The sequence below is a fragment of the Polynucleobacter sp. MWH-Braz-FAM2G genome, from assembly GCF_018687635.1.
Lineage (GTDB): Bacteria > Pseudomonadota > Gammaproteobacteria > Burkholderiales > Burkholderiaceae > Polynucleobacter.
In genome coordinates this window covers 1,985,112-2,012,084 of sequence record NZ_CP061300.1, presented here as the reverse complement: position 1 = coordinate 2,012,084, position 26,973 = coordinate 1,985,112, and the positions used below count along the sequence as shown (strand labels likewise).

22 protein-coding genes and 1 other RNA gene are annotated in these 26,973 nt (G+C 44.9%); 18 read left to right on the top strand and 5 right to left on the bottom strand.

Annotated elements, in window-relative coordinates:
- Positions 1–6 precede the first annotated feature (6 nt).
- Positions 7–2,907 (bottom strand): excinuclease ABC subunit UvrA, encoded by a 2,901-nt coding sequence (gene uvrA, locus FD973_RS10135; RefSeq protein WP_215323464.1) that lies wholly within the window; start codon positions 2,905–2,907, stop codon positions 7–9.
- Between the two features lie 37 nt (positions 2,908–2,944).
- On the opposite strand from uvrA, the gene FD973_RS10130 reads away from it, so the two are divergent.
- Together FD973_RS10130 and ssb are read left to right on the top strand one after the other, a co-directional pair.
- Positions 2,945–4,123 carry an MFS transporter gene (locus tag FD973_RS10130; RefSeq protein ID WP_215323462.1) on the top strand — a complete coding sequence of 393 codons (1,179 nt, stop codon included), beginning with the start codon at positions 2,945–2,947 and terminating at the stop codon, positions 4,121–4,123.
- 87 nt (positions 4,124–4,210) lie between these two features.
- Entirely contained in the window at positions 4,211–4,666 is a 456-nt protein-coding gene (gene ssb / locus FD973_RS10125) for a single-stranded DNA-binding protein (protein ID WP_215323460.1), read from the top strand.
- 96 nt (positions 4,667–4,762) lie between these two features.
- On the opposite strand, the gene queF is transcribed toward ssb, so the two are convergent.
- Genes queF through ilvA form a run of 3 tightly spaced genes read right to left on the bottom strand, consistent with a single transcriptional unit; the run spans position 4,763 to position 8,068 of the window.
- Positions 4,763–5,590, bottom strand: a complete 828-nt coding sequence (gene queF, locus FD973_RS10120) for an NADPH-dependent 7-cyano-7-deazaguanine reductase QueF (protein ID WP_215323458.1) — start codon at positions 5,588–5,590, stop codon at positions 4,763–4,765.
- Between the two features lie 33 nt (positions 5,591–5,623).
- On the bottom strand, positions 5,624–6,532 hold the full coding sequence (locus FD973_RS10115; protein WP_215323455.1) for a 5'-nucleotidase: 909 nt from the start codon (positions 6,530–6,532) through the stop codon (positions 5,624–5,626).
- Between the two features lie 15 nt (positions 6,533–6,547).
- Positions 6,548–8,068, bottom strand: a complete 1,521-nt coding sequence (gene ilvA / locus FD973_RS10110) for a threonine ammonia-lyase, biosynthetic (protein WP_215323453.1) — start codon at positions 8,066–8,068, stop codon at positions 6,548–6,550.
- Positions 8,069–8,202: 134 nt separating this feature from the next.
- Here ilvA and FD973_RS10105 point away from each other — a divergent pair, with 134 nt between their 5' ends.
- The 13 genes from FD973_RS10105 to rnpB all read left to right on the top strand — a co-directional run bounded on the left by FD973_RS10105 (position 8,203) and on the right by rnpB (position 24,059).
- The gene (locus FD973_RS10105; RefSeq protein ID WP_215323451.1) at positions 8,203–12,042 is read left to right on the top strand and encodes an FAD/FMN-binding oxidoreductase; all 3,840 of its coding nucleotides are present in this window, start codon (positions 8,203–8,205) and stop codon (positions 12,040–12,042) included.
- Positions 12,042–12,440, top strand: a complete 399-nt coding sequence (locus FD973_RS10100; RefSeq protein WP_215323449.1) for a gamma-butyrobetaine hydroxylase-like domain-containing protein — start codon at positions 12,042–12,044, stop codon at positions 12,438–12,440. Before FD973_RS10105 ends, FD973_RS10100 begins: the two co-directional genes overlap by 1 nt.
- Complete coding sequence (ubiE, locus tag FD973_RS10095) at positions 12,440–13,183, top strand: bifunctional demethylmenaquinone methyltransferase/2-methoxy-6-polyprenyl-1,4-benzoquinol methylase UbiE (RefSeq protein ID WP_215323447.1); 744 nt, start codon at positions 12,440–12,442, stop codon at positions 13,181–13,183. Before FD973_RS10100 ends, ubiE begins: the two co-directional genes overlap by 1 nt.
- 68 nt (positions 13,184–13,251) lie before the next feature.
- Entirely contained in the window at positions 13,252–14,160 is a 909-nt protein-coding gene (locus FD973_RS10090; RefSeq protein ID WP_215323446.1) for a Tim44 domain-containing protein, read from the top strand.
- 53 nt (positions 14,161–14,213) lie between these two features.
- Positions 14,214–14,834, top strand: coding sequence for an SCP2 domain-containing protein (locus FD973_RS10085; protein WP_215323445.1), 621 nt, complete (start codon positions 14,214–14,216; stop codon positions 14,832–14,834).
- Between the two features lie 2 nt (positions 14,835–14,836).
- Positions 14,837–16,420 carry a ubiquinone biosynthesis regulatory protein kinase UbiB gene (ubiB, locus tag FD973_RS10080; protein ID WP_215323443.1) on the top strand — a complete coding sequence of 528 codons (1,584 nt, stop codon included), beginning with the start codon at positions 14,837–14,839 and terminating at the stop codon, positions 16,418–16,420.
- Positions 16,421–16,475: 55 nt separating this feature from the next.
- Positions 16,476–17,129, top strand: a complete 654-nt coding sequence (locus FD973_RS10075; RefSeq protein ID WP_215323440.1) for a DUF502 domain-containing protein — start codon at positions 16,476–16,478, stop codon at positions 17,127–17,129.
- A 15-nt stretch (positions 17,130–17,144) separates the two neighbouring features.
- Positions 17,145–18,944 carry an aspartate--tRNA ligase gene (gene aspS / locus FD973_RS10070; protein WP_215323437.1) on the top strand — a complete coding sequence of 600 codons (1,800 nt, stop codon included), beginning with the start codon at positions 17,145–17,147 and terminating at the stop codon, positions 18,942–18,944.
- A gap of 22 nt (positions 18,945–18,966) precedes the next feature.
- Positions 18,967–19,410 carry a dihydroneopterin triphosphate diphosphatase gene (nudB, locus tag FD973_RS10065; protein WP_215323436.1) on the top strand — a complete coding sequence of 148 codons (444 nt, stop codon included), beginning with the start codon at positions 18,967–18,969 and terminating at the stop codon, positions 19,408–19,410.
- A gap of 37 nt (positions 19,411–19,447) precedes the next feature.
- Entirely contained in the window at positions 19,448–21,271 is a 1,824-nt protein-coding gene (locus tag FD973_RS10060) for an ABC transporter ATP-binding protein/permease (protein ID WP_215323434.1), read from the top strand.
- 9 nt (positions 21,272–21,280) lie between these two features.
- Positions 21,281–22,633, top strand: coding sequence for a glycerate kinase (locus FD973_RS10055; RefSeq protein WP_215323432.1), 1,353 nt, complete (start codon positions 21,281–21,283; stop codon positions 22,631–22,633).
- 1 nt (position 22,634) lies between these two features.
- Entirely contained in the window at positions 22,635–23,693 is a 1,059-nt protein-coding gene (gene pyrC / locus FD973_RS10050) for a dihydroorotase (protein ID WP_215323430.1), read from the top strand.
- A 59-nt stretch (positions 23,694–23,752) separates the two neighbouring features.
- Positions 23,753–24,059, top strand: an RNA gene (rnpB, locus tag FD973_RS10045) — RNase P RNA component class A.
- Here the strand turns inward: rnpB and FD973_RS10040 are convergent.
- Entirely contained in the window at positions 24,060–24,482 is a 423-nt protein-coding gene (locus tag FD973_RS10040) for an OsmC family protein (protein ID WP_215323428.1), read from the bottom strand.
- Between the two features lie 419 nt (positions 24,483–24,901).
- Here FD973_RS10040 and rplM point away from each other — a divergent pair, with 419 nt between their 5' ends.
- The 3 genes from rplM to argC all read left to right on the top strand — a co-directional run bounded on the left by rplM (position 24,902) and on the right by argC (position 26,937).
- Positions 24,902–25,330: a 50S ribosomal protein L13 gene (gene rplM, locus FD973_RS10035; RefSeq protein ID WP_011903721.1), complete on the top strand. Its 429-nt coding sequence runs from the start codon at positions 24,902–24,904 to the stop codon at positions 25,328–25,330.
- A 9-nt stretch (positions 25,331–25,339) separates the two neighbouring features.
- A complete protein-coding gene (rpsI, locus tag FD973_RS10030; protein WP_215323426.1) occupies positions 25,340–25,741 on the top strand; it encodes a 30S ribosomal protein S9 in 402 nt (133 codons plus the stop codon).
- 137 nt (positions 25,742–25,878) lie between these two features.
- Positions 25,879–26,937, top strand: a complete 1,059-nt coding sequence (gene argC, locus FD973_RS10025; protein ID WP_215323424.1) for an N-acetyl-gamma-glutamyl-phosphate reductase — start codon at positions 25,879–25,881, stop codon at positions 26,935–26,937.
- The last annotated feature ends 36 nt before the right edge of the window (positions 26,938–26,973 follow it).

Below are 26,973 nucleotides of genomic sequence, written 5' to 3'. Positions count from 1 at the left end.
CCCTTTTTATTTGCCACTACTTTTCTTTTTGCTGGACATTGGAGATTTACGCGTCAATAAAGGCGCTAGGTAGTGACCTGTAAAACTCACTTCATTCTGAGCAACCTCTTCAGGGGTGCCTGTGGCGATAATCTGGCCGCCGCCCGCACCACCTTTAGGCCCAAGATCAATTATCCAATCAGCCGTCTTAATAACATCTAAATTGTGCTCAATGATGACAATCGTATTGCCTTGTTTTTTGAGTGTCTGAATTACTGTAAGCAATAATTGAATATCATGAAAATGAAGTCCTGTAGTTGGCTCATCCAAGATATATAGTGTTCTGCCTGTATCGCGCTTGGATAGCTCCAGAGAAAGTTTTACGCGTTGTGCCTCGCCGCCAGAAAGAGTGGTGGCGCTCTGGCCTAGTTGCACATAACCAAGCCCGACATCCAGTAGCGTTTTGAGTTTGCGCTTCACTACTGGAACTGCTTCAAAGAATTCATGGGCTTGCTCAATGGTCATCGAAAGCACCTCATGAATATTTTTACCTTTGTAACGAATATCTAAGGTTTCGCGGTTGTAACGTTTACCGTGACAGACATCGCAAGGCACATATACATCTGGCAAGAAGTGCATTTCTACTTTAAGAACACCATCGCCTTCACAGGAATCACAACGACCGCCTTTGACATTGAAGGAAAAGCGACCCGCTTCATAGCCGCGTTCACGTGATGCTGGAACGCCAGCAAAAAGTTCTCTGATTGGGGTAAATAGCCCGGTATAGGTAGCTGGGTTAGAGCGTGGCGTTCTGCCGATCGGAGATTGGTCAACGCTAATGACTTTATCGAAATGTTCTAAACCCCTTATTGCATCATGCGCTGCAGGTTCAGCATTGGATCCATATAGATGTTGGGCAACTGCGTGATGAAGAGTGTCATTAATTAAAGTGGACTTGCCAGATCCTGATACACCAGTAACACACGTAAGTAATCCAACTGGAATCTTCGCGTGCACTGATTGCAAATTATTGCCACGGGCCCCGATGATCTCAAGGAAGCGATCATTAACAGGAATCCTTTTTTCTGGAACTTCGATTGCCTCACGCCCTGCGAGGTAAGCACCAGTTAGAGAGTTTGGATTGGCTTCAACTTCTGCTGGCGTGCCTTCAGCAACAATCTCGCCCCCATGAACACCTGCGCCAGGACCGATATCGATCACCCAGTCAGATGCGCGAATCATGTCTTCGTCATGCTCAACTACTAAAACGCTATTACCTAAATCACGCAGGTGTTTTAAGGTGCCAATAAGACGATCATTGTCGCGTTGATGCAATCCAATAGAAGGTTCATCTAAAACGTACATCACACCAGTTAAGCCAGAACCAATTTGGCTTGCGAGACGAATACGTTGCGCTTCACCGCCCGACAAGGTGTCGGCACTACGTTCTAGCGAGAGGTAGTCAAGGCCCACATCATTTAAGAAACGCAGGCGCGCACTAATCTCTTTAATAATCTTGTCCGCAATTTCTCTTTTGGCGCCTTTGAGTTCAAGGGATTCAAAATATTCTTTTGCTTCTTTGAGTGGTAAGGCGCTGATTTCGTAAATGGCACGTGATTGGTTTTTCTCACCCACTTTGACAAAACGTGCCTCTTTACGCAAACGACTACCGTTACATTCTGGGCAGGTCTGCACGTTTTGATAACGCGATAACTCTTCTCGCACTGTTACTGAATCGGTTTCTCGATACCGTCTTTCAAAATTAGCAACAATGCCTTCAAAGGCATGTTCTCGAATACTATTTTTGCCACGCTCGTTGATGTACTCAAACGGAATAGTGACATCGCCAGAGCCCAAGAGAATGAGATCTTGTTGTTTCTTGCTCAGCGTTTCGAATGGCTTCTCTACATCAAAGCCACCATGTTTTGCCAAAGTCTGGAGCAGTTTGAAGTAGAACTGATTACGGCGATCCCAGCCTTTAATTGCGCCTGAGGCCAGAGATAAATCAGGGTGAGCAACGATACGCTTTGGATCAAAGAAGGATTGGTGGCCTAAGCCATCACATGATGGACAAGCGCCCATTGGATTATTGAAGGAGAAGAGACGTGGCTCTAATTCTTGTAGTGAGTATGAGCAAACTGGGCAAGCAAACTTGCTTGAGAAGATCATTTCTTTACCAGTATCCATATCCACAATCATGGCCTTGCCATCTGCTAAGCGTAGGGCGGTCTCAAATGATTCGGCAAGACGTTGCTGAATGTCTGGTCGAACTTTAATGCGGTCTACGACGACTTCAATCGAATGCTTGTCATTTTTTTTGAGTGAAGGTAATTGATCTACTTCAAAAATTTCTGCCTTAGCAAGGTTTGCGGTTCCACCACCAGAGCGCACACGAAAACGTACAAATCCTTGAGCCTGTAGATCTTGAAACAGGTCTATGAATTCTCCTTTGCGCTCGCTTACTACTGGAGCAAGGATCATTAGCTTGGTATCTTCTGGCAGAGTTAAAACAGTATCGACCATTTGAGAAACGCTTTGCGCTTCCAATGGCAAATTGTGATCTGGACAATGTGGGGTGCCTGCTCGTGCAAACAACAGGCGTAAGTAGTCATGAATTTCAGTTACGGTGCCAACCGTCGAGCGTGGATTATGACTCGTTGCCTTCTGCTCGATGGAAATCGCCGGGGAGAGGCCCTCTATCGTATCGACGTCTGGTTTTTCCATAAGTTGCAAAAACTGACGAGCGTAAGCTGACAGAGATTCAACATAGCGACGCTGACCTTCGGCATACAAAGTGTCAAAAGCTAGAGAGCTTTTGCCTGATCCAGACAAGCCAGTAAGGACGACTAGTTTCTCTCTAGGGATGTCTAGATTGATGTTTTTGAGGTTGTGGGTGCGGGCACCGCGGATCTTAATTTCGTTATTCATGATTTTTTAGCGTAACTTGTTAATATAGCTCTTTCCCATGAATCCTTCTGAACTTCGCTCCACTCTGGCCTTAGCAGGCATATTTGGCCTCCGTATGCTGGGTCTATTCCTGCTGCTACCCATTTTCAGCATTCATGCTCGAGGCTTGCCGGGTGGCGAGCATGCTCTTTGGGTCGGTTTAACCCTTGGAATCTTCAATATTGTCCAAGCCTGCTTTTATATCCCGCTTGGGCGCTTATCCGACCGTATTGGGCGTAAACCAGTGGTTTTGTGGGGACTCTCCTTGTTTGTGGCTGGAGCTCTGATTTGTGCGGCTAAGGATGATTTAATTTGGATTGCTATCGGCCGCGGCATTATGGGAGCTGGCGCAGTTTCGGCTGCTATCTCAGCCTGGGTGGCTGATTTAACGCGTGAGCAAGTTCGCACTCGTGCCATGGCATTAGTTGGGGGCAGTATTGCTTTGTCCTTTGCTTTGTCATTAGTAATCGCCGCGCCGATCTACCGAGCAATTAGTCTTAGTGGAATTTTTATTGTTCTTGCAGTATTGGGCGTGATGGCAATGTTTGTTACTTATTACATCTTGCCTACTAACAAACCAGAAGCAAAAGTGCAGCAAGCTTCTTTAAGAGAAGTATTCTTTCGCCCTGAGTTGATGCGCTTGAATCTCGGCGTATTTGTATTGCATGCAACGCAAGTGGCTATGTTCTTAGTGGTCCCGCGTTTGTTAGTGCAAGCAGGAATGCCTCTTTCCTCTCATTGGGAAATTTATTTACCTGTAGTTCTTCTGTCATTTGTCTTCATGGCGCCAGCGATAATTTATGGTGAAAAGAAGCAGAAATTGAGAACGGTTTTGTTAGTTGCAATTGTTTTATTGCTGATTGCAGAAGGGATCTTTATTCAAGCAAATTCAGTGATGACTATTGCATGTGCATTGCTAGTTTATTTTGTAGGCTTTAATTTACTCGAAGCTTTACAGCCATCCTTGGTGTCACGTTTTGCTAAGGAATCTAAGGGCACTGCATTAGGTGTTTACAACACTACACAATCGATTGGTCTGTTCTCTGGGGCTGCTATTGGAGGTTATTTGATGGATAGCCATGGTGATTTATCGGTCTTTGTAATGGGTGCCGCACTCTTAATTTGCTGGCTTATAATTGCTTGGTCGATGGGTGAAATGCCGGTAAGAGCAGCAGAATCAAAGGATATAGCCACATAGACATAACCGCAGCTTCATGCATTTAGTAAGAGCGAGCAGTTTATTTTTTAGCAGTGATAACAGCAGTATTTTTCTTCGGGAGACAACATGGCTTCGGTAAATAAGGTCATCATCGTAGGTAACGTAGGACGTGATCCAGAAACGCGTTACATGCCAAGCGGCGACGCCGTTACAAATATTTCAGTAGCAACATCAGATCGCTATAAAGATAAACAAACTGGCGAAATGAAAGAAACCACAGAATGGCATCGTGTTGCATTCTTCGGTAAGCTTGCAGAGATCGCTGGACAGTATCTCAAAAAAGGTTCACAGGTTTATGTTGAGGGTCGTTTGCGTACTCGTAAATGGACCGACGCAAGTGGCCAAGAAAAGTATTCCACCGAAATCGTTGCCGAAACCATGCAGATGCTCGGTGGTAAGCCAGTGGGCGGAGGCGGTGATGGTGGCGAGAGCTATAGTCGTTCAAAGCCGGCTGAGCAGTCTTCTCCAGCCTCATCAAGTGCTGCATCACTTGGTGCAATGGATGACGATATTCCGTTTTAAGTATGGATTAAGCATTGCTTAATTGCTGATGCTTAAATTACAAAACCCCTTCTAGGTTTTCCTACAAGGGGTTTTTCTTTGTCTGTTTTTAATAGTTTACTGTCGTGCGTGCCGAATATTTTCTGGCCACGGAGAATTGTGATCGGTGCGGAAAGGATTAATATCTAGACCGCCTCGTCGTGTATAGCGCGCATACACAGATAGTTTTTCTGGTTTGCACTGACGCTTAATATCAGTGAAGATGGTTTCTACACAGTGCTCGTGGAACTCACCCAACTGTCTAAAGCCGATCAGGTAACGCAATAAACCTTCTTCAAGGATTGGTCTGCCCTGGTATCGAATTTGTACACTGGCCCAATCAGGTTGGCCAGTAACAGGGCAATTTGATTTGAGTAGGTGCGAGACTAAGCATTGCTCAATAGGCCCAAAAGATTCATTGACGCCCAGTAGACTTGGGTCAGCGGGCTGATTGGGATCCACTTCAATATCGAGACGATCCATCAATATGCCACCCATTTCTTGCATGCCCATTTTGGCAGTTGATTCTGTAGAGTTGATGCGAGTAGTAATTTTGCTACCAGCAACTGCAGATAGATCGGTAATCAAGCGATGTCTAACTTCATTTTCATCTTCAAATCGAGCGTTATTCAGGCTATTGAGATACAGCTTCAATGATTTCGATTCAATCATGTTTGGTGAGTCTGCTGGTATTTGAAACTCTGCCACCGCAATTTGTGGCTTTCCTTTTTGATTAAGCCAACTCAGTTCAAATGCATTCCAAATATCGACGCCTACAAAAGGCAATACTTGGCTCTCACTAATGCCAAGCTTCTTGCGATTCTCAATTCTTGGGATGGGGAACAGCAAACTCGGATCATATTGATCGGGATATTGTGTTGATTGCCCTAGTGGAATTGTTGCCATGAATTACTTTATTTCTTTTTGACTCGTTGCAGTTTAGTTTTTAGGCTTGTTAGATACGCCCGATACAACATGTCCCGTTGGCGCTACTGATGCAGCAGATTGGCAATGACCGGTTTGATCATCAAAGAAGAAGTCGGGTTCAAACTCTCGCAAGAACTCGCTCTTCGACAAGCCCCCCAAGAACATCGCCTCGTCAACGTCAATGCCCCATGCCATTAGCGTCCGAATCGCGCGTTCGTGTGCGGGTGCAGAGCGAGCTGTCACCAGTGCGGTGCGTATACGCATTCCACTTTCGCTGGTAGAGCGTTGTAGTCTGTGTAACGCTTCTAGTAGGGGCTTGAATGGGCCAGGAGGCAAAGGAATGTCAACCTTCTTGCTCTCATGGTCCACAAAAGCTTCTAGGCCTTTTTTCTGAAATACTTGCTCAGCTTCATCAGAGAACAGAACTGCGTCACCGTCGAATGCAATGCGAATTTCATTAGGATGAGACTCGGCAGTTTTACTGGACTCTGGATAAACACGCGCGGCTGGAAAGCCCGCATCAATTGTTGCCCTAACATCATCTTCATTGGCAGACAAAAATAGATTGGCATGCAGTGAGCGAAGATAGTGATATGGAGGTCGACCTCTGGTGAATACTCCGCGTTCTAAATGCAAGCCATGATGTTCTGCAGAACGAAAAACACGTAAGCCACTAACAGGGTCATTGCGTGAGAGAATCACAACCTCCACTCGCTGCTCACCTTCATCATTAAAAGCGAGAAGTTTCTTTACCAAAGGGAAGGCTACGCCAGTTTGAGCTGCAGTGCCTAGACGCTCAAGTTGTAATTTCATATAGGCGCTATCGTCAGTTGACTCGAAGATGCGGTTTTCTTCTTCAAAATCAAACAGGGCTCGCGATGAGATTGCTACGACGAGTTTTCCAGTGAGCGTATATGACATCAGATTGCTTACGTCTTATTTAAGAAACAGGCGATATGCAGGGTTGTTGCTCTCATCCCAGTGCGGATAACCTAGACCAGCCAAAAAGCTTTGGAATTTTTTCTGCTCATTTTTGGGAACCTGAATGCCAACCAGAATGCGACCATAGTCAGCACCATGGTTACGGTAATGGAACAAGCTAATATTCCAGTTGGGTGCCATGCTGGTTAAGAACTTCATCAAGGCGCCTGGTCGCTCAGGGAACTCAAAGCGATACAGCAATTCATCTTTTGCTAGCGCAGAGTGACCGCCAACCATATGGCGTAAATGTGATTTTGCTAGCTCATCATGCGTGAGGTCAATCGTTGCAAACTTTGCTTTACGGAAGTGTTTTGCAATTGCATCACTATCACCCGCTTTATGAGTACTAATGCCGACAAAAATATGTGCTTCGTTTTGATCGCCAATACGGTAGTTAAACTCAGTCACATTGCGTTTGCCGAGTAGTTCGCAAAAGCGTTTAAAGGAGCCACGCTCTTCGGGGATGGTCACGGCGAATATCGCCTCACGATACTCGCCTACGTCAGCACGTTCAGCAACAAAGCGAAGACGGCTGAAGTTCATATTTGCTCCGCAAGCCACAGCTACCAAGGTTTTCTTCTTGATCCGTTTATTCTCGACATACTTCTTCATGCCGGCAATCGCTAGGGCGCCAGCAGGTTCAAGAATGCTTCGAGTATCTGTGAATACATCATTAATTGCTGCGCAGATTTCATCGGTGTCGACCGTCACAATCTCATCTACTACCTTTTTACAGATGCGAAACGTTTCTTTGCCAACGAGTTTCACAGCAGTGCCGTCTGAGAATAGGCCAACATCCTTCATCTCAATGCGCTTATTTGCTTTGAGAGATTGATTCATGGCATCAGAATCAGAAGCTTGAACACCAATCACTTTAGTCTTAGGGCTGATTGCCTTAATGTATTCACCAATGCCGGCAATAAGTCCACCGCCTCCGATGGCTACAAAAACCGCATCGATGGGTTTTTCGTACTGGGTAAAAATTTCATGGGCGATGGTTCCTTGTCCCGCAATAACATCTGGATCATCAAACGGGTGAACAAAAGTTAAACCTCTTTTTTTGCCCAGCACTTCAGAATGCTTGAAAGCATCGCTATAGGATTCGCCATGGAGGATGATTTCCACCCAAGAACCACCTCTGGCCTTAACGGCATCAATTTTGACAGTGGGTGTGGTTACCGGCATCACAATGACCGCTTTGCACTTCATTTTGGCCGCGGAAAGAGCTACACCCTGAGCATGATTGCCTGCTGAAGCAGCAATAACGCCACGTTTTAGGGCTTCTGGGGGTAAATGGGCCATTTTGTTATAGGCGCCACGTAGTTTGAATGAGAAAACTGGCTGGTTGTCTTCCCTTTTTAGAAGAACCAGGTTACCCAACCGTTTAGTGAGTTCAGGGGCGAGCTGTAGCTCGGTTTCTCTGGCTACGTCATAGACGCGAGCCGATAAAATTTTCTTTAAATAGTTCGTTGCCATCCGATGAGCGTACCACGGATGACTCCTAAGCCCTTAGATTTGCAAGGGTTTATCCAATTCAGGAGCAACTTTCTCGGAATCCTGCCACTATCGGGATAGCTCAATTAAAATGCTTATTTATCAAATATGTCGCTATGAACGCACCATTAGCTTTGAACCAGTTGTTGGATGCTGAGGCGGGCTCTCCCCGTCTCCGTGAAATTCCCTACAACTACACCTCCTTTTCTGATCGAGAAATTGTCATTCGTTTATTGGGTGAGGAGTCTTGGCGCGTTCTAAATGATTTGCGTGGGGTTCGCCGAACAGGTCGTTCTGCGCGTATGTTGTTTGAAATCTTGGGGGATATTTGGGTTGTTCAACGTAATCCTTTCTTACAGGATGACTTACTAGATAACCCCGATCGTCGCAAACAATTAATTGATGCGCTTTGGCATCGCTTGGGCGAAGTGAAGAAACGTAACATTGGTGATTCTGCCGACCAAGTAGAGATTTTGTTAAACGCTGCTTATCGCGCAATTGAGAATTTTGAAATTGGCTTTAAAGATGTTGAGCAAATTCGTAAACGTGCTCGTAAGGAATTAGGTCGCCATACGGCAGCTGACAATATTTGTTTTGATGGCGTTTCTCGCGCTGCTCACGTGACAGATGCTACTGACTGGCGCGTTGAGTTTCCATTAGTAGTTTTAAAGCCTGATTACGAATCTGAGATTCCTGGTTTGGTCAAAGCCTGTATTGAACTGGGCTTGACTATCATTCCTCGCGGAGGTGGCACGGGTTATACGGGTGGCGCCATTCCGCTCTACGCAATGTCAGCAGTAATCAATACTGAGAAGTTGCAAGATATTGGTGGCGTGAAGTCCAAGAAGTTGCCTGGACTTGATCACGAAGTTTCTACTATTTTTACTGGTGCAGGTGTAGTTACTCGTCGAGTATCTGATGCTGCAGAGCATGCTGGGCTTGTCTTTGCGGTTGATCCTACTTCTGCGGATGCAAGCTGCATTGGTGGCAATATTGCGATGAATGCTGGTGGTAAAAAAGCAGTTCTTTGGGGAACGGCTTTAGATAATCTTGCTAGCTGGCGCATGGTAGATCCAGAAGGTAACTGGTTAGATATTGAACGTCTTGATCACAACATGGGCAAGATTCATGATGTGGCGACAGTACGTTTTCAATTGACTTGGTCTGATGGAAATAGTGAACCTGGAGAGCGAATTCTCAAAAAAGAATTATTGGAAGTTGAGGGTAAACGTTTTCGCAAAGAAGGATTGGGTAAAGACGTAACTGATAAATTTTTATCAGGATTGCCCGGCGTGCAAAAAGAAGGTTGTGATGGTTTGATTACCAGTGCAACTTGGGTGTTACATCGCATGCCAAAGTACATGCGTACCGTTTGTTTAGAGTTTTTTGGTCAGGCGCGAGAAGCAATTCCCAGTATTGTGGAGATCAAAGCTTACTTAGATGGCCTAAGTAAGCAAGGCGGACCAATCTTGGCCGGACTTGAGCATCTTGATGACCGTTACTTGCGCGCAGTGGGTTACTCAACTAAATCAAAGCGCAATAGCTTGCCAAAGATGGTATTGATCGGTGACATTGCTGGCGATAATGAGGAGGCTGTAGCTGCCGCCACTAGTGAAGTTGTGCGAATGGCGAACTTGCGGGTTGGTGAAGGATTTGTTGCTGTAAGTGCGGAAGCCCGTAAAAAGTTTTGGCTAGATCGTGCACGTACGGCCGCCATTGCTCGTCATACCAACGCATTTAAAATTAATGAAGACGTTGTCATCCCATTACCTCGCATGGGCGAGTACACGGATGGTATCGATCGAATCAATATCGAACTTTCACTTAAAAACAAGTTACAAGTACTCGATGGGCTAGAAAGCTTCTTGAAAAAGAGTGCTTTGCCTTTAGGTAAAAGCGATGAGGATTACGAAATCCCTACTGCTGAAATTCTGGGCGACCGCGTTCAACAGGCTTTGGAGTTAATTTCAAAAGTACGTATGCGTTGGGCTGAATGGCTCGTGCAGATGGATACGTATTTCCCACAGTTGCAAAACTATAGCTTGCGCGCCTCTTGGAAAGAAGAGGTTCGCTCTGAATTGCGCATCATATTTGGCGGCCTCGCATTCGAGCCCATTCTTGCCGAGCTTGAAGCAATTCATAAAAATATTTTGCGTAAGCGGGTATTTGTGGCTTTACATATGCATGCTGGTGACGGAAATGTTCACACAAATATTCCTGTTAACTCGGATGACTATGAGATGTTGCAAGACGCGCATCGCTCTGTTGACCGCATCATGAAGTTGGCGCGTTCATTAGATGGTGTGATTTCTGGTGAACATGGGATTGGTATTACGAAGCTCGAATACCTTACTGAAGCTGAATTAAAAGACTTCCGTAGTTACAAGAATCAGGTTGATCCAGAAGGCCGTTTTAATAAAGGTAAATTGTTGCCCCATGCTGATCTGAGCATGGCATACACCCCTAGCTTTGGGTTGATGGGTCATGAATCGATCATCATGCAACAAAGTGATATTGGTGCGATTGCGGATAGCGTGAAAGATTGTTTGCGTTGCGGAAAATGTAAGCCAGTTTGCTCAACTCACGTGCCACGTGCGAATTTGCTTTACAGCCCACGCGACAAAATTTTGGCAACCTCATTATTGATCGAGGCTTTTTTGTATGAGGAGCAAACACGCCGCGGTATATCGATCCGCCATTGGGAAATGTTTGACGATGTAGCTGCACATTGCACTGTTTGTCATAAGTGTTTGACGCCTTGTCCAGTCAAAATCGACTTTGGTGATGTCACTATGAACATGCGCAATCTTTTGCGCAAGATGGGGCAGCAACGTTTCAATCCGGGTACTGCCGCCTCAATGTTCTTCTTGAATGCTACTAGTCCTGAAACCATTCATCTTGCCCGCAAGACCATGATTGGTTGGGGTTATAAGCTACAGCGTTTGGGTAACGACGTACTGCGTAAGTTTGCAAAACAGCAAACAGCTCATCCTCCTGCAACGGTAGGCAATCCCAGCGTTAAAGAGCAGGTCATTTTCTTTGTGAATAAGAAAATGCCGGGCAATTTACCTAAGAAAACTGCGCGTGCTTTATTGGATATAGAGGATGCAAATTACGTCCCAATTATTCGTGACCCAAAGACGACATCCACAGAAACCGAAGCGGTATTCTATTTTCCTGGTTGCGGTTCTGAACGGTTGTTCTCGCAAGTTGGCTTAGCGACTCAGGCGATGTTGTGGAATGTTGGCGTGCAAACTGTTCTTCCTCCAGGCTACCTCTGCTGTGGTTATCCGCAACGAGGTAATGGTGAATTTGATAAAGCAGAGAAGATGATTACGGACAATCGTGTTCTATTCCATCGTGTTGCCAATACTCTGAATTATCTAGATATCAAAACCGTAGTGGTTTCATGTGGCACATGTTATGACCAATTGGCGGGCTATCAGTTTGAACAGATTTTCCCTGGTTGCCGAATAGTGGATATTCATGAATATTTGGCGGAGAAGGGCGTCAAGCTTTCTGGCGTTACTGGTGTGAAGTATATGTATCACGACCCTTGTCACTCCCCAATGAAGTTGCAAGATCCCCTGAAGACAGTTAATGAATTAATTCAGCTTGAAGATGGCAAAGCCATTCAAAAGAATGACCGTTGTTGTGGCGAATCGGGAACATTGGCTGTTACTCGACCTGATATTTCTACTCAAGTGCGCTTCCGCAAGCAGATTGAAATGGAAAAGGCTGCCAACGAATTACGTAAAGGTGACTTCACTGGTGAAGTCAAAGTTCTAACTAGTTGCCCATCTTGCTTGCAAGGCTTAACACGATTCGATGCTGATAGTGATACCACTGCTGATTACATTGTTGTTGAAATGGCCGAAAAGTTACTTGGTAAAGATTGGATGCAAGACTACGTAAGCAAGGCAAACCAAGGCGGTATTGAGAGGGTTCTCGTTTAATGATTCCAAGCAATATAGTGGTGCATCAGCAGTCCAAGGTTTTGGAGCTCACTTATGAGAACGGGAAAACCTATCGATTACCTTTTGAGATGATGAGAGTTCTCTCTCCTTCAGCCGAGGTTCAAGGGCATGGTCCTGGACAGGAAACATTGCAAACTGGAAAACGTGAAGTCTTAATTGCTAATATAGAACCAGTTGGTCATTATGCTCTGAAGCCCAGCTTTTCTGATGGACATGATTCAGGTCTGTATACCTGGGAATATCTATTATTCTTGTGTGAAAACCAAGATGAATTATGGAAAGAGCATTTAGATAAGTTAGCTGCTGCAGGTCTTGATCGGGATGCGCCTATGGCGCAAGCGGGACATTCGCATGGCCATTCTTGTGGAAGCCACTAATGAGTAAAACCCACTTCGGTTATCAAAGCGTTGATGAGGCCGAGAAGGCAGTAAAGGTTGCTGAAGTATTTCATTCGGTAGCTAGTAAATACGATGTAATGAATGACTTGATGTCTTTCGGTTTGCATCGTGTTTGGAAGAAAATAACGATTGCTCGCGCAAATGTGCGTCCTGGGCAAAAGATTCTAGATATAGCTGGCGGTACTGGTGATTTAGCCGCTGCTTTTGCAAAAGCAGCGGACTTAGGCCGCAATCCCGATGCACAGGTTTGGTTAAGTGATATCAATGCATCTATGCTGGGAGTTGGACGTGATCGATTGTTGGATCGCGGTATCGCATTGCCTTGTGTGCAATTTGATGCTGAAAAAATTCCTTTTCCTAGCAATCACTTTGATGTGGTAACGGTAGCCTTTGGTTTACGTAATATGACCCATAAAGATGTTGCTTTGGGTGAGATGCGTCGAGTGATTAAGCCTGGCGGTCGTGTTTTGGTTTTGGAATTCTCAAAACCAGATGCTTTTTTGCAACCTGTTTATGACGCTTACTCTTTTAAGGTTTTGCCTTGGCTGGGAGAGAAGATTGCTCAAGATTCTGAGAGCTATCGTTATTTAGCGGAATCTATTCGCATGCATCCTGATGCTGAAACTCTCAAAGAAATGATGTTGGGGGTAGGTTTTGATGAAGTGGAAACCCACAGAATGACTGGGGGTATCGTTGCCCTACATATTGGTATTAAATATTGATAGTCGTAGAGTTTTTAAGCTTTTAGAAACTAATGAAGCACAGAAGTTATTTGAAGGGGTACATAAAAATGAACAAACATTTTTTTAAAGCAATTCTCTTAAGCTTTATTTTGATATTCACATCTGTTGGTTATGTTGAGGCCGCACGTTTGGGTGGTGGCAAAAGTATTGGGCGTGCGCCAAGTGCTCCCATACAGCGTCAAGCTGCTCCAGTACAAAAGCCTTCCCAACAGGCGCAGCCCTCTGCCCCAGCCCCGGCACCTCAAGCTCCTGCGCCTAGTCGTTTTGGAGGTATGGGCGGTATTTTGGGTGGCTTAGCTGCTGGTTTAGGCATTGGCTATCTCTTATCCCATTTTGGCTTGGGTGAGGCTGCTTCATCTTTGATTACAGGTTTGCTAATTGCGATGCTAGTAGGTTTTGCAATTATGTTTGTGATTCGTAGATTGTTGCCAGCAATGTCGGGCGCTGGATATGGCTCCAATGTTCCATCTAAAGGTATGCAGCGCAATACGATTGAGATGCCGAGACAAGAGCCTGCTTTTACGCCTGCTGCCAGTGCATTTGGCGGGGTGAGTGTTGAGCCTGAACCATTTCAATCAACCTTACCCCCTGGTTTTGATCAAAGAACTTTTTTAGAGAATGCAAAGCAATATTTTGTGACTTTACAAAAGGCCTGGGATCAAGGAGATCTTCCTTCTTTGCGTGAATTTACTACCCCTGAAATGTTTAATACGATTCAACAAGATTTAGCGGGTCGAACTGATGGGAGTAATCAAACTGATGTTGTCACAATTAATGCTCAACTCTTGGGTATTGAGACAGCAGATGCGCATTATTTCTGTAGCGTTCAGTTCAGTGGAATGATTCGCGAGCAACCAGGTGCGGCTGCAACCGATTTCTCTGAAATCTGGAATTTAAGCAAGCCTGTAGAGGGTCCTGGTGGCTGGGTACTAGCGGGCATCTCTCAGTTGGTTTAAGCTTGAGGTACTTTCCGTAGGAAAACCCGCACTAGTGCGGGTTTTTTACACTTATGAACAAACAATTTTCAACCACCCATTCGATTGCCTCTGGGGCTGCTTGCCAGGGAATAAATCATGTTTTAAGTAGCGAACCATGGGCAGCCGCTGAATTGGCTCGCCATTCAGGTAAAACAATTTTGTTGCAGCTACCTTTGGGTAACCTTTGCTTTGAGATAAAACCCGACGGTTTATTAGCTAGCTTGAAAGAGATTGATTCCCCATCGCTGACCTTAGAGGTATCTACTAGCGCATTGAGTGGCCTAGCTGGTAGCTCTGGCTCTTTACGGGAGCAAGCTTTTAAAGCCGTCAAAATCACTGGTGATGCAGATTTGGCACAGCTATTGGGTCGTCTAGCGGGACAGCTACGCTGGGAGTATGAGGAAGATTTGGCTCGCCTGGTGGGCGATGCACCTGCAAACTTCGCTGTAAGACAGGGAAAAAAATTTGCTTCTGCCACTCGTTCGGCTGCTGCTGATTTGTTGGACAATGTGGTTGAGTACGTTAGCGAAGAAAAGAAAGTGCTGTTAAATAAGCGTGACTTCATGGTGCACAAATCTGAATTAAGCAAATTACGCGAATCCGTTGATCGCATGGAAAAACGTATTCAACTTTTAGAACAAAAGGCTAAGTAATCGTGCGTCGCATTGCTCGTCTCTTTTTCATTTTCTTTACCGCATGGCGCTATGGTTTACTGCCACTTTTGCGCGACCTTTTGAAGCCCGGACTTCGTCGTGGATTTTTGACAGTTCTTTGTTGGATCTCGCCAGGCAGTCACCTACCTAGAGGCGAACGTATTCGCTTAACACTTGAAGCTCTTGGTCCGATTTTTGTGAAGTTTGGTCAGGTCCTTTCAACTCGTCGTGATTTATTGCCTGAAGATATCGCTAATGAATTGGCAAAACTACAAGATCAGGTGCCACCTTTTTCTAATGAAGAATCTCGTCGCTTGATCGAGGAAGATTTAGGTCAGCCAATTGAATCTGTATTTATAAGTTTTGATGCCACTCCTGTAGCGAGCGCATCTGTTGCACAGGTGCATTTTGGGGTGCTACGTGGAACAGATAAACACCCTGAGTGGGAAGGTCGTGCAGTAGCCATTAAAGTCTTGCGTCCTGGCATTTTGCCAGTGATTGAAGGGGATTTGGCGTTGATGTATGACTTGGCAAAAGTCATAGAAAAAAGTTCTGAGGATGGCCGTCGATTAAAGCCTCGTGAGAATGTTGCAGAGTTTGATACTTACTTGCATGATGAGCTTGATCTGATGCGAGAAGCTGCTAATGCCAGCCAGCTACGTAGACAGTTTGTAGATTCCGAGAAATTGATGATTCCTGAGATGTATTGGGATCTTTGCCACACTAATGTAATTGTCATGGAGAGAATGTATGGCATCTCGATTGGCAAAACTGCTGAATTACGCGAGGCTGGTGTTGACTTTAAAAAGCTAGCCTCAGATGGCGTAGAAATTTTCTTCACCCAAGTGTTTGAATACGGATTTTTCCATGCGGATATGCATCCTGGAAATATTATGATTAGCTTGGAGCCGGGAACATTTGGCCGATTTATTTCACTTGATTTTGGAATTGTTGGTGCTTTAAGCGAGTCGGATAAAAATTATTTAGCCTTGAACTTTTTGGCGTTTTTTAATCGTGATTATCGGCGTGTAGCTGAATTACATATTGAGTCGGGTTGGGTTCCAGCAAATACCCGTGTTGAAGAGTTAGAGGGTGCAGTGCGTTCAGTTTGTGAGCCGTATTTTGATCGCCCATTAAAAGAAATTTCCTTGGGTATCGTCTTGATGCGTTTATTCCAAACATCACGACGCTTTAAGGTGGAAATTCAGCCTCAACTCACTTTATTGCAGAAGACCCTTTTAAATGTAGAAGGTTTAGCTCGTCAGCTTGATCCTGATCTAGATCTTTGGAAAACCGCTAAGCCTATTTTGGAAAAATGGGTCAGCAAGCAATTGGGTTGGCGCGGACTTTTAGATGGCTTAAAGGAGGAGGCGCCTACTTGGGCCAAAATTCTGCCTACATTGCCACGCCTCATTGCCGATAGTTTGGCCCAAAGCAGACATCAAATCAAAGACCAAAATGGTGAATTAGAGGTTTTAAAGGCTCTTTTGCTGCAGGAAAGGCGCACTCATCGTCTGTTGGCGGGGGCTTTACTCTTTGCTGGTGGGTTTTTGGCTGGAATTCTGCTCATCAGCTTAGTGAATTAATAGTCTCTCGCTGAATGGCTGCTTACCCGTTAAAATAGCGGGTTAGGCAAAACAAATGAAAAAATACTTTATCGCTGGCATCCTCGTATGGGCACCATTATCGATCACCATTTGGGTGATTGCATGGGGCCTAGGTTTGCTCGACGGTGTATTCGGTTCGGTGATGCATGCCATCATTTTGGTTCTTCCTCAGGATGCAGCGCAAGATCTACAGCGTTTCCGCGAATTGCCTGGCGTTGGTATTTTGATTGTGATCGCCGTGATTATGGCTACTGGTTTGTTGGCGATTAGCTTTGCCGGTCAGTGGTGGATTCGGATGTGGAATAAGCAGATTAATCGCATTCCGATTGTGCGATCCATTTACTCAAGCGTTCAACAAGTTTCATCTACTTTATTTTCTGGCAGTGGTCAGGCTTTTAGTAAGGCGCTATTAATTCGTTATCCCCATGCAGATTCTTGGGTGATTGCATTTCAAACTGGTACACCAGCAAAAGAAGTGAGCTCTAAATTGGGTGAAGATTACGTAAACGTATTTTTGCCAACAACCCCAAATCCCACCTCTGGTTTTTTCATGATAGTACCTCGTGCACAAACGATTGAATTAGAGATGAGTGTTGAAGAGGCTCTGAAACATATTGTTTCAATGGGCTCCGTTCCTCCCAATAGTTCTAGTGGTTTAGCTGCATCACAGTTACCACACCATTTTTGATTTATAGGAAATTTTATGTCGATGCGAAGTCATACCTGTGGACAGGTAACCGATTCACTGATTGGTCAAGAAGTCACCCTTTCTGGTTGGGTGAATCGTCGCCGTGACCATGGAGGCGTGATCTTTATTGACTTGCGTGACCGCGAGGGTTTTGTTCAAGTGGTTTGTGATCCTGACCGTCCAGAAATGTTTGCGCTAGCAGAGCAAGTTCGTAGCGAGTACTGCATTCAGATCAAAGGCCTAGTTCGTGCGCGTCCAGCGGGCACTGAAAATACGGATTTGGTTAGTGGCAAGGTAGAAATTCTTTGTCATAGCTTAGTCATTTTGAATGCCTCAGTAACTCCACCATTTCAAATTGATGACGAGAATTTGTCAGAGACAACGCGACTTACTCATCGCGTATTAGATTTGCGTCGTCCACAAATGCAAAAGAATTTACGCTTGCGTTACAACGTAGCGATGGAGTGCCGTCGTTATTTAGATGATGCTGGTTTTATTGATATCGAAACGCCGATGCTTACCAAGAGCACACCAGAAGGTGCACGCGATTATTTAGTGCCATCACGTGTACATGATGGACAGTTCTTTGCTTTGCCACAATCTCCACAATTGTTTAAGCAATTGTTGATGGTTGCCGGCTTTGATCGTTACTATCAAATTACAAAATGTTTCCGCGATGAAGATTTGCGCGCTGATCGTCAGCCTGAATTTACCCAGATTGACTGTGAGACTGCTTTTTTAAGTGAGTTAGAAATTCGTGATTTATTTGAGAACATGATTCGTCATATTTTCAAGAAGACCATGAACGTGGAATTGCCAAATCCATTCCCAACCATGCCGTACTCTGAGGGTATGGCACGTTTTGGTTCTGATAAGCCAGATTTACGCGTGAACTTTGAATTTACTGAATTGACTGACTTGATGAAAGACGTTGATTTCAAAGTTTTCTCTGGCGCAGCTAATCAAGTTGGTGGTCGTGTAGTGGGCCTGTGCGTTCCTGGTGGTGCTGAAATTAGCCGTAGCGAAATCGATGACTACACCCAATTTGTAAGCATTTATGGTGCCAAAGGTTTAGCGTGGATTAAGGTAAATTCTGTTGCTGAAGGTCGCAATGGTTTGCAATCGCCGATTGTGAAAAATTTGCATGATGCCGCTATCGAAGGCATTTTGAAGCGTACTGGTGCGAAAGATGGCGACATTATTTTCTTCGGTGCCGACAAAGAAAAAGTAGTAAACGATGCTATTGGTAATTTACGTTTACGTATTGGTCAATCTGCTTGGGGTAAAGAGCATGGTCTCTTTACCGAAGGTTGGAAGCCATTGTGGGTAGTGGACTTTCCAATGTTTGATTACGATGAGGGTGAAGCGCGTTGGGTTGCTTGCCATCATCCGTTCACTAGTCCTAAAGATGAGCACATGCAGTACTTGGAATCTGATCCAGGTAAGTGCTTGGCTAAAGCATATGACATGGTGCTGAACGGCAGTGAGATTGGTGGCGGTTCAGTGCGTATTCACCAAGAAGCGGTACAAAGCCAAGTATTCCGTGCATTGAAGATTAATGCAGAAGAGGCAAAGGCTAAATTTGGATTCTTATTGGACGCATTACAGTATGGAGCTCCTCCACATGGCGGTATTGCCTTTGGTTTGGACCGCATTGTGACTATGATGACAGGCGCAGAATCAATACGCGATGTGATTGCTTTCCCGAAAACACAACGTGCGCAATGCTTGCTAACTCAAGCCCCTAGCCCCGTAGATGAGCGTCAGTTGCGTGAATTGCACATTCGCTTGCGTCAAGCTACACCCACTGCTTAAAACGCTTTAAGTAGTATTTATCTTGAAAATCCCTATTTCGGTTTTAGTAGTTATCTACAAACCGAATGGGGATGTTTTATTGATCGAGAGAGCTGATCGTGCTGGCTTTTGGCAATCTGTGACTGGCAGTCTTGATGCCCCCGATGAAGATTTGTCCCTGGCTGCTAGTCGTGAGGTTTTTGAGGAGACTGGTATCAACGTAGCGCAATTACCAGCAGATGCATTGCAAAACATGCATCACCAGATCGAATATGAAATTTATCCTGAATGGCGTTTTCGATATGCACCAGGGGTAACCAGAAATATTGAACACTGGTTTTCATTGCGAGTGCCTGATCAGATTTCAATTCAGTTGGCTCCTAGAGAGCATGTGGCTTATGAGTGGCTGCCATTTAAAAAGGCCGCAAAGAAATGCTTTTCCCCTAGTAATGGCGAGGCAATACTGAAGTTATTTTCTGCAAGCTGAGCAGAGTCAAATTGCAAATTAGGGATAAGATAGAACGATGAGACATTCATCGGGACATCATCATAGTAGAGTAGATTCAAAAACACCCCAAAGAGGTGACTGGCGCGTTATTCGCGATCTCCTACCTTACCTCTTAGAGTATCGATTCCGAGTAATTATTGCTTTAAGTTGTTTGATTTTTGCTAAGGTAGCTAATCTCGGAATTCCGATTGTGATGAAAGAGTTGATTGACTCTTTGGACATCCAACCAAATTCTCCACAGGCGCTTCTTGCGGTTCCATTGGGCATTATTCTTGCATATGGATTCCTCAGAATATCTGCCTCCTTATTTACAGAATTGCGTGAGGCCTTATTCGCCAAGGTGACTCAGAATGCTGTTCGTAAAGTAGCGCTTCAAGTCTTTGAGCATTTACATTCGCTGGCACTGAGTTTTCACTTGGCTCGTCAAACGGGTGGCGTGAGTCGTGATATTGAGCGCGGTACCCGCGGTATTCAATCACTCATTTCATATTCTCTTTACAGCATTCTGCCAACGCTTATCGAGTTTTGTTTGGTCTTAGGCTATTTTGCATATTCCTATGACATTTGGTTTGCCGCTATAACGCTAGTGGCTTTAGTTCTCTATATTATTTTTACTATTGTAGTTACAGAGTGGCGTACACATTACCGCCGCACGATGAATGATATGGATTCAAAGGCTAACCAAAAGGCCATTGATTCTTTATTAAACTTTGAGACTGTAAAGTATTTTGGTAATGAGACATTTGAAGCTAATCGCTACGATGAGAATTTACTGCGTTATCAAGCGGCCGCAGTTAAGTCACAAAAAACACTAGCATTTTTAAATCTTGGTCAACAAATCATTATCGCAGTTGGTTTAATGCTGATTTTGTGGCGTGCAACGATAGGTGTAGTTGATGGAACGATGACTTTGGGTGATTTGGTTTTAGTAAACACTCTGATGATTCAGCTTTATATTCCATTGAATTTTCTTGGAGTGATTTATCGAGAAATTAAACAATCGTTGACTGATATGGATCGGATGTTTTCTTTACTCAATACTGAGAAAGAGATTGCCGACTCTCCAGATGCAAAAGCGTTGCAAGTCGATAATCATGGCCATGGCCCAGACGTACTCTTCGAGCATGTGTCATTTCAATATGATGCCAAGCGTGAAATTCTGCGTAATGTGAGTTTTAATATCCCTGCCGGAACTATTACAGCAGTCGTGGGCCAAAGCGGAGCGGGTAAGAGTACTTTGGCTAGACTGTTGTTTCGTTTTTACGATGTTCAGTCCGGTGAAATTTTGATTGATGGTCAAAATATCAAGGATGTTACGCAAGCCAGTTTGCGTAAGGCGATTGGCATCGTCCCGCAGGATACGGTCCTATTTAATGACACGATTGGTTATAACATTGCCTATGGGGATCCATCAGCAACAATTGGGGAAGTTCAAGAAGCGGCAAGAGCAGCCCAAATTGATGGTTTTATCAAGCGTTTGCCTGAGGGTTACGATACCCAAGTGGGAGAGAGGGGGCTTAAATTGTCGGGGGGTGAAAAGCAACGGGTGGCAATTGCGAGAACACTCCTCAAAAAACCTGCAATGCTTATTTTTGATGAAGCAACTTCCGCTTTAGACTCTAAAACTGAGCGTGCCTTTCAAGAAGAATTACTCGGACTGGCTAAAAATCGTACGACACTCATCATTGCACATCGACTTTCAACAATCATTCATGCGGATCAAATTTTAGTGATGGATCACGGGCAGATTGTCGAGCGAGGTACTCATGAAGAATTACTGGCGGTTAAAGGTAAGTATGCTGAAATGTGGCAAATGCAAGAGCGCTCTACACTTGATTAGAATAGCTTGATGATCCAAAGCACCTCTTCTATTTCTCTTGCTAGCAGTAAAGAAGCAATATTAAAAAATGCCTTTGCTGCAGCCGTGGCGGTTGCTGATCCACAAATCATTGTCCCGCAATATTTGGCACAGATATTTCCAAAAGGACAAGAACCTCAAGGTAGGTGTTTAGTTGTAGGTGCTGGTAAGGCTAGTGCATCGATGGCTAGTGCCTTAGAAGCTTACGCAAAGAGTAATTGGCCAAGCACAGTTCTAGAGGGTGTTGTCCTTACGCGTTATGGTCATAACTCGTCAACCACACATATCAAAATAGTGGAGGCCGGCCACCCTGTACCTGATCAGTTAGGTATGGATGGGGCTAAAGAGGTTTTAGCGTTAACGAGTCAGTTAGAACAAGGTGATGTATTAATTGCTTTGGTGTCTGGTGGAGGCTCAAGCCTTTTGACTTTGCCCCAAGAAGGTATTTCTATTGATGACATGCGCAAGACAACAGAGGCACTTCTGCGAAGTGGTGCTCCTATTGAAGAAATGAATGTAGTGCGTAAACATTTATCTGCAATTTTGGGCGGCAATTTAGCTAGAGTTGCTATTGCTCGCGGTGCGAGAGTAGAGGCTTTATTAATCTCCGATGTCACAGGTGATTCACCTGCAGATATTGCGAGCGGACCTTGTGCTGCAGACTATTCAACTTATCTAGATGCTCTCAATATTTTGCAAAAATATGATTTGAATGAGTCTGCAATTCCAGCATCGGTCTTGAATCATCTCAAGCAAGGGCTAGTGGGTGAAAAACCAGAGACTCTAAAAGACGCCGATTTGGTTAATGCTCAAGTAGTTAATCATGTGATTGCCACAGCCTATAAAAGTTTAGAAGCTGCTGCGGATTATGTTCGTACTCATGGTTATGAGCCCATTATTTTGGGCGATACGATTACGGGTGAGGCGCAAGAGGTGGGTGTTGAGCAAGCTTCTCTAGTGCGTGATTATGTGGCGAAGGGGATTGATAAGCCGCTAGCCTTTATCTCTGGCGGCGAATGTACTGTAACTATTGCGGCAGGCATTAAGGGGCGTGGCGGTCGTTGTAGTGAATATTTACTCTCTTTGTTTGCTGCAAGCTCTGATCTATCAAATATTGCCGCTTTAGCAGCAGATACGGATGGCATTGATGGTAGCGAAAAGAATGCTGGCGCTTGGTTTGATAGCAATGTACGCGATGAAAGTCTTTCTGCTGGATTGGCGCCTAAGAAATTTTTGGCGGCGCATGATTGTTATGGATTCTTCGCTGAACTAGGCGCTTTAGTGGAAACTGGCCCTACACTTACGAATGTGAATGATTTCCGCATCATCTTGCTTGATAAATAATATGGCCAATAAATCTACTCAAATTGAATTAATTCAGCCAGACGACTGGCATTTACATATTCGTGACGGCGAAGTCATGAAAGATGTTTTGGCCGATACTGCGCGTCAATTTGCACGCGCTATCATCATGCCCAATCTCAAGCCTCCGGTAACGACTGTAGATTTAGCCAAAGCATACCAAGCGCGCATCCAGAGTAATTTGAAGACATTGGGTATTAGTGGCTTCACACCTTTAATGACCTTGTACCTCACTGACAATACATCTGCAGATGAGGTTCGTAAGGCTAAAGCAGAAGGTATTGCCGCATTCAAACTTTACCCTGCAGGTGCAACTACCAATAGCGATGCAGGAGTGAGTGATCTCAAACATTGCCACGCAGCCCTGGAGGCGATGCAAGATGTTGGTATGCCACTTTTGGTACACGGAGAAGTTACAAGTTCTGAGATTGATATTTTTGATCGTGAGGCTGTATTTATTGATACGGTATTAGAGCCTTTACGTAAAAGATTTCCTGAACTCAAAATTGTGTTTGAGCACATCACCACGAAGCAGGCAGCCCACTATGTGCGCGATGCTGTGACAAGTGGAAAAAATACCATTGCTGCAACTATTACCCCTCAGCATTTGTTAATGAATCGCAATGCAATTTTTGCTGGCGGCATTCGCCCTCACAACTATTGTTTGCCAGTGCTTAAGCGTGAAGAGCATAGGGTGGCCTTGTTGGAGGCGGCTACTAGCGCCAATCCCCGTTTCTTCTTGGGAACTGATAGCGCTCCACATGCTAAGGGCGCTAAAGAAGCTGCTTGCGGTTGCGCGGGTTGCTATAGCGCATTTAATGCATTGGGTTTATATGCCGAAGCATTTGAAAGTGTTGGTAAGTTGGATAAATTAGAAGGCTTTGCAAGTTTCTTTGGTCCTGATTTTTACTCTTTGCCACGCAATAGTAAAAAAATTACTCTCGTTAAAGAAACGCAAAGCATTCCAGCAGAATTGCCATTGGGTGATGCCACCATAGTTCCGCTCCGTGCTGGTGAAGCGATTGCATGGTCACTCGTTTAAAAACCAAACTTCATTACTTTCTTAGCTAAATTGCTCTGACTGCGTTAGACTGCAGGCGCAGAGTCAATTGGGCAATCGCCGCCTCTTGATTGAGGGGGAGGAAAGTCCGGACTCCATAGGGAAGGGTGATGGCTAACGGCCATCCACGGCGACGTGAGGAATAGGGCCACAGAGACGAGCGTATTTAGTTACGGTGAAACGCGGTAACCTCCACCTGGAGCAATCCCAAGTAAGCAGGCGACGAGGCGTCCCGCTGAGTCTGCGGGTAGGGAGCTTGAGCCGTCAGGTAACTGCCGGCCTAGAGGAATGATTGCCCCTGGATGAAAATCTAGGCGACAGAATCCGGCTTATCGATTGACTCTGCACTTATTCTGAAACAATTTCGATGCTGTAAGTGAGTTCGGCGGTCTTTGCCAACATAGTGGTGGCTGAACAATACTTTTCATGTGATAGTTTGACGGCGCGTTCTACTTTGGCTTGGTCAAGATCTTTTCCTTTGACCGTAAAGTGCAAATTGATCTTGGTGAAGACTTTGGGGTCCTCAGTGGCTCGTTCTGCTTTTAGGGCTACTTCGCAACCGATAATGGCCTGACGAGACCTTTGTAGGATTAAAACCACATCAAATGCTGAACAGCCGCCAGCGCCTGCCAAAAGGAGCTCCATAGGTCTTGGGGCTAGGTTTCTGCCACCAGCTTCAGGTGCGCCGTCCATATTGACGAGGTGACCACTGCCAGTTTCGGCTGAAAAAGCCATGCCACTATTACCCAACCAAGTTACTCGACAATCCATAGTAGTGACCCCTAACTTACTAAATTAATCAATATTATCAATAGTTTACCAATATTTATAGGTAAAGGTTTGTTGAAAAAAACAACTAAAAATTGGACAAAAATTGATTTTGGTCAATATTCTTGCGTTGCACCATATTCCTTGTGTAGAATAACCATATTGGTAGTCAGTCTTGTATAAGACTGCGACTTACCTCCCAGTGTCTCCTCCACCCAAACATAGGTGGATTCCAACCCAGGACTCGTTCCTGGGTTTTTTTTAGGTTACAATTCAAGGCTTTACTGAGTTACCGAGCCGGTCAGCGGTAATTTGTTGTACCAGTTAAATTGCAGAATCTGCGAGCTTGCAAACATAAGCAGGGCCAAGGTGGACGTAATTTGGTTGGAGTAATTTTTTTGACCATAACAATTTGAGAAATCATGAAAACTTTTTCTGCAAAATCCCATGAGGTAGTGCATGAATGGTTCGTGATTGACGCTACGGACAAAGTCCTCGGTCGTGTCGCCAGTGAAGTGGCACTCCGTCTACGCGGCAAGCACAAGCCTGAATACACCCCACACGTTGATACTGGCGACTTTATTGTTGTTATCAACTCTTCTAAGCTACGTGTTACAGGCACAAAAGGCTTGAACAAGATTTATTACCGTCACAGCGGATACCCAGGTGGTATTAGCTCAACAAATTTCGACAAGATGCAAGACCGTTTTCCAGGTCGTGCTTTGGAGAAGGCTGTGAAAGGTATGTTGCCAAAAGGCCCACTAGGCTATGCCATGATCAAGAAATTAAAAGTCTATGGCGATGCCAATCATCCGCATGCGGCTCAACAGCCAAAAGCGTTAGAGATTTAAGGAAACCAAATGGCTATTAATTACGGAAATTGGAATTACGGTACAGGTCGCCGCAAGAGTTCTATTGCGCGCGTATTTATTAAATCTGGCAAAGGTGACATCATTGTTAATGGTAAGCCTATCGACGCTTATTTTGCTCGTGAAACATCACGCATGATCGCTCGTCAGCCTTTGGCTCTCACAGCCCACTTAACGACCTTTGATATCAAAGTAAACGTTTCTGGTGGCGGTGAAACTGGTCAAGCTGGCGCAGTTCGTCACGGTGTTACTCGTGCATTGATTGACTACGACAACGCTTTGAAGCCAACACTGTCTAAAGCAGGTTTGGTAACTCGTGATGCTCGTGAAGTTGAGCGTAAAAAAGTTGGTCTGCACGGCGCGCGTCGTCGTAAGCAGTTCAGCAAGCGCTAATTCTTTCAGTCGCTTTAGTTTTATCGAAAGGGTCGCGCAAGCGGCCCTTTTTGTTTCTACAATGAAGGAAATTGTAAGAATGATGTATTAATCTCTCTTAAGTAGATTAATGGTTGCGCAGTAATTTGGAGAAAAGCATGATCAAAGTGGGTATTGTTGGCGGGACTGGTTACACCGGAGTGGAGTTGTTGCGCTTATTAGCGCAACATCCTGAAGTTGAGCTTACTGCAATCACCTCTCGTACAGAGGCTGGTATGCCAGTGGCGGAGATGTTTCCTTCTTTGCGTGGTCGTGTCGCTCTCAAATTTACAACGCCGGATGAAGCTAAATTAAATGAATGTGATGTTGTTTTCTTTGCGACTCCACACGGTGTTGCTATGGCTCAAGCCAAAGAGTTGCTTGCCAATAATGTGAAGATATTAGATTTGGCGGCAGATTTTCGTTTGAAGGACATCCAAGAGTTTACTAAGTGGTATGGCATGGAGCATAGCTGCCCAGATATTTTGGCTGAAGCAGTTTATGGTTTGCCAGAGATTAATCGTGAAGCAATTAAGAAAGCGCGTGTTGTTGGTTTGGCTGGTTGTTATCCAACATCAGTCCAGCTTGGTCTTGCCCCGTTGCTATCGCCAAGCTCGACTGGAGGCAAGCATTTAATCGATGGTACGCACATTATTTCTGATTCGAAGTCTGGTACCTCTGGTGCTGGACGTAAAGCAGAAATTGGCACACTACTTTCTGAAGCAAGTGATAACTTCAAGGCGTATGGAGTGAAGGGCCATCGCCATTTGCCAGAGATTGTGCAGGGTTTAAAGGCTATTGCTGGGCACGATCAGATTGGTTTGACATTTGTGCCACATTTAACACCCATGATTAGAGGCATTCACTCTACCTTGTATGTGCGTTTGACTGATGCTGGCAAAGATGTCGATTACCAAAAACTGTATGAGAATTTCTATAAGGATGAGCCATTTGTCGATGTGATGCCAGCAGGCAGCCACCCAGAGACGCGTTCTGTACGTGGTAGTAATGGCATTCGCATAGCAATTCATCGGCCTGGTGGAGGCGATACTTTAGTTATTTTGGTTGTAGAAGACAACTTGGTTAAGGGCGCCTCTGGTCAAGGTGTGCAGTGCATGAATCTGATGTTTGGCTTGCCAGAAACGACAGGCCTTACCCAGATAGCCGTCTCTCCATAATGACCCTTCAGCAAACTGGACATTAAAAGCCTAAAA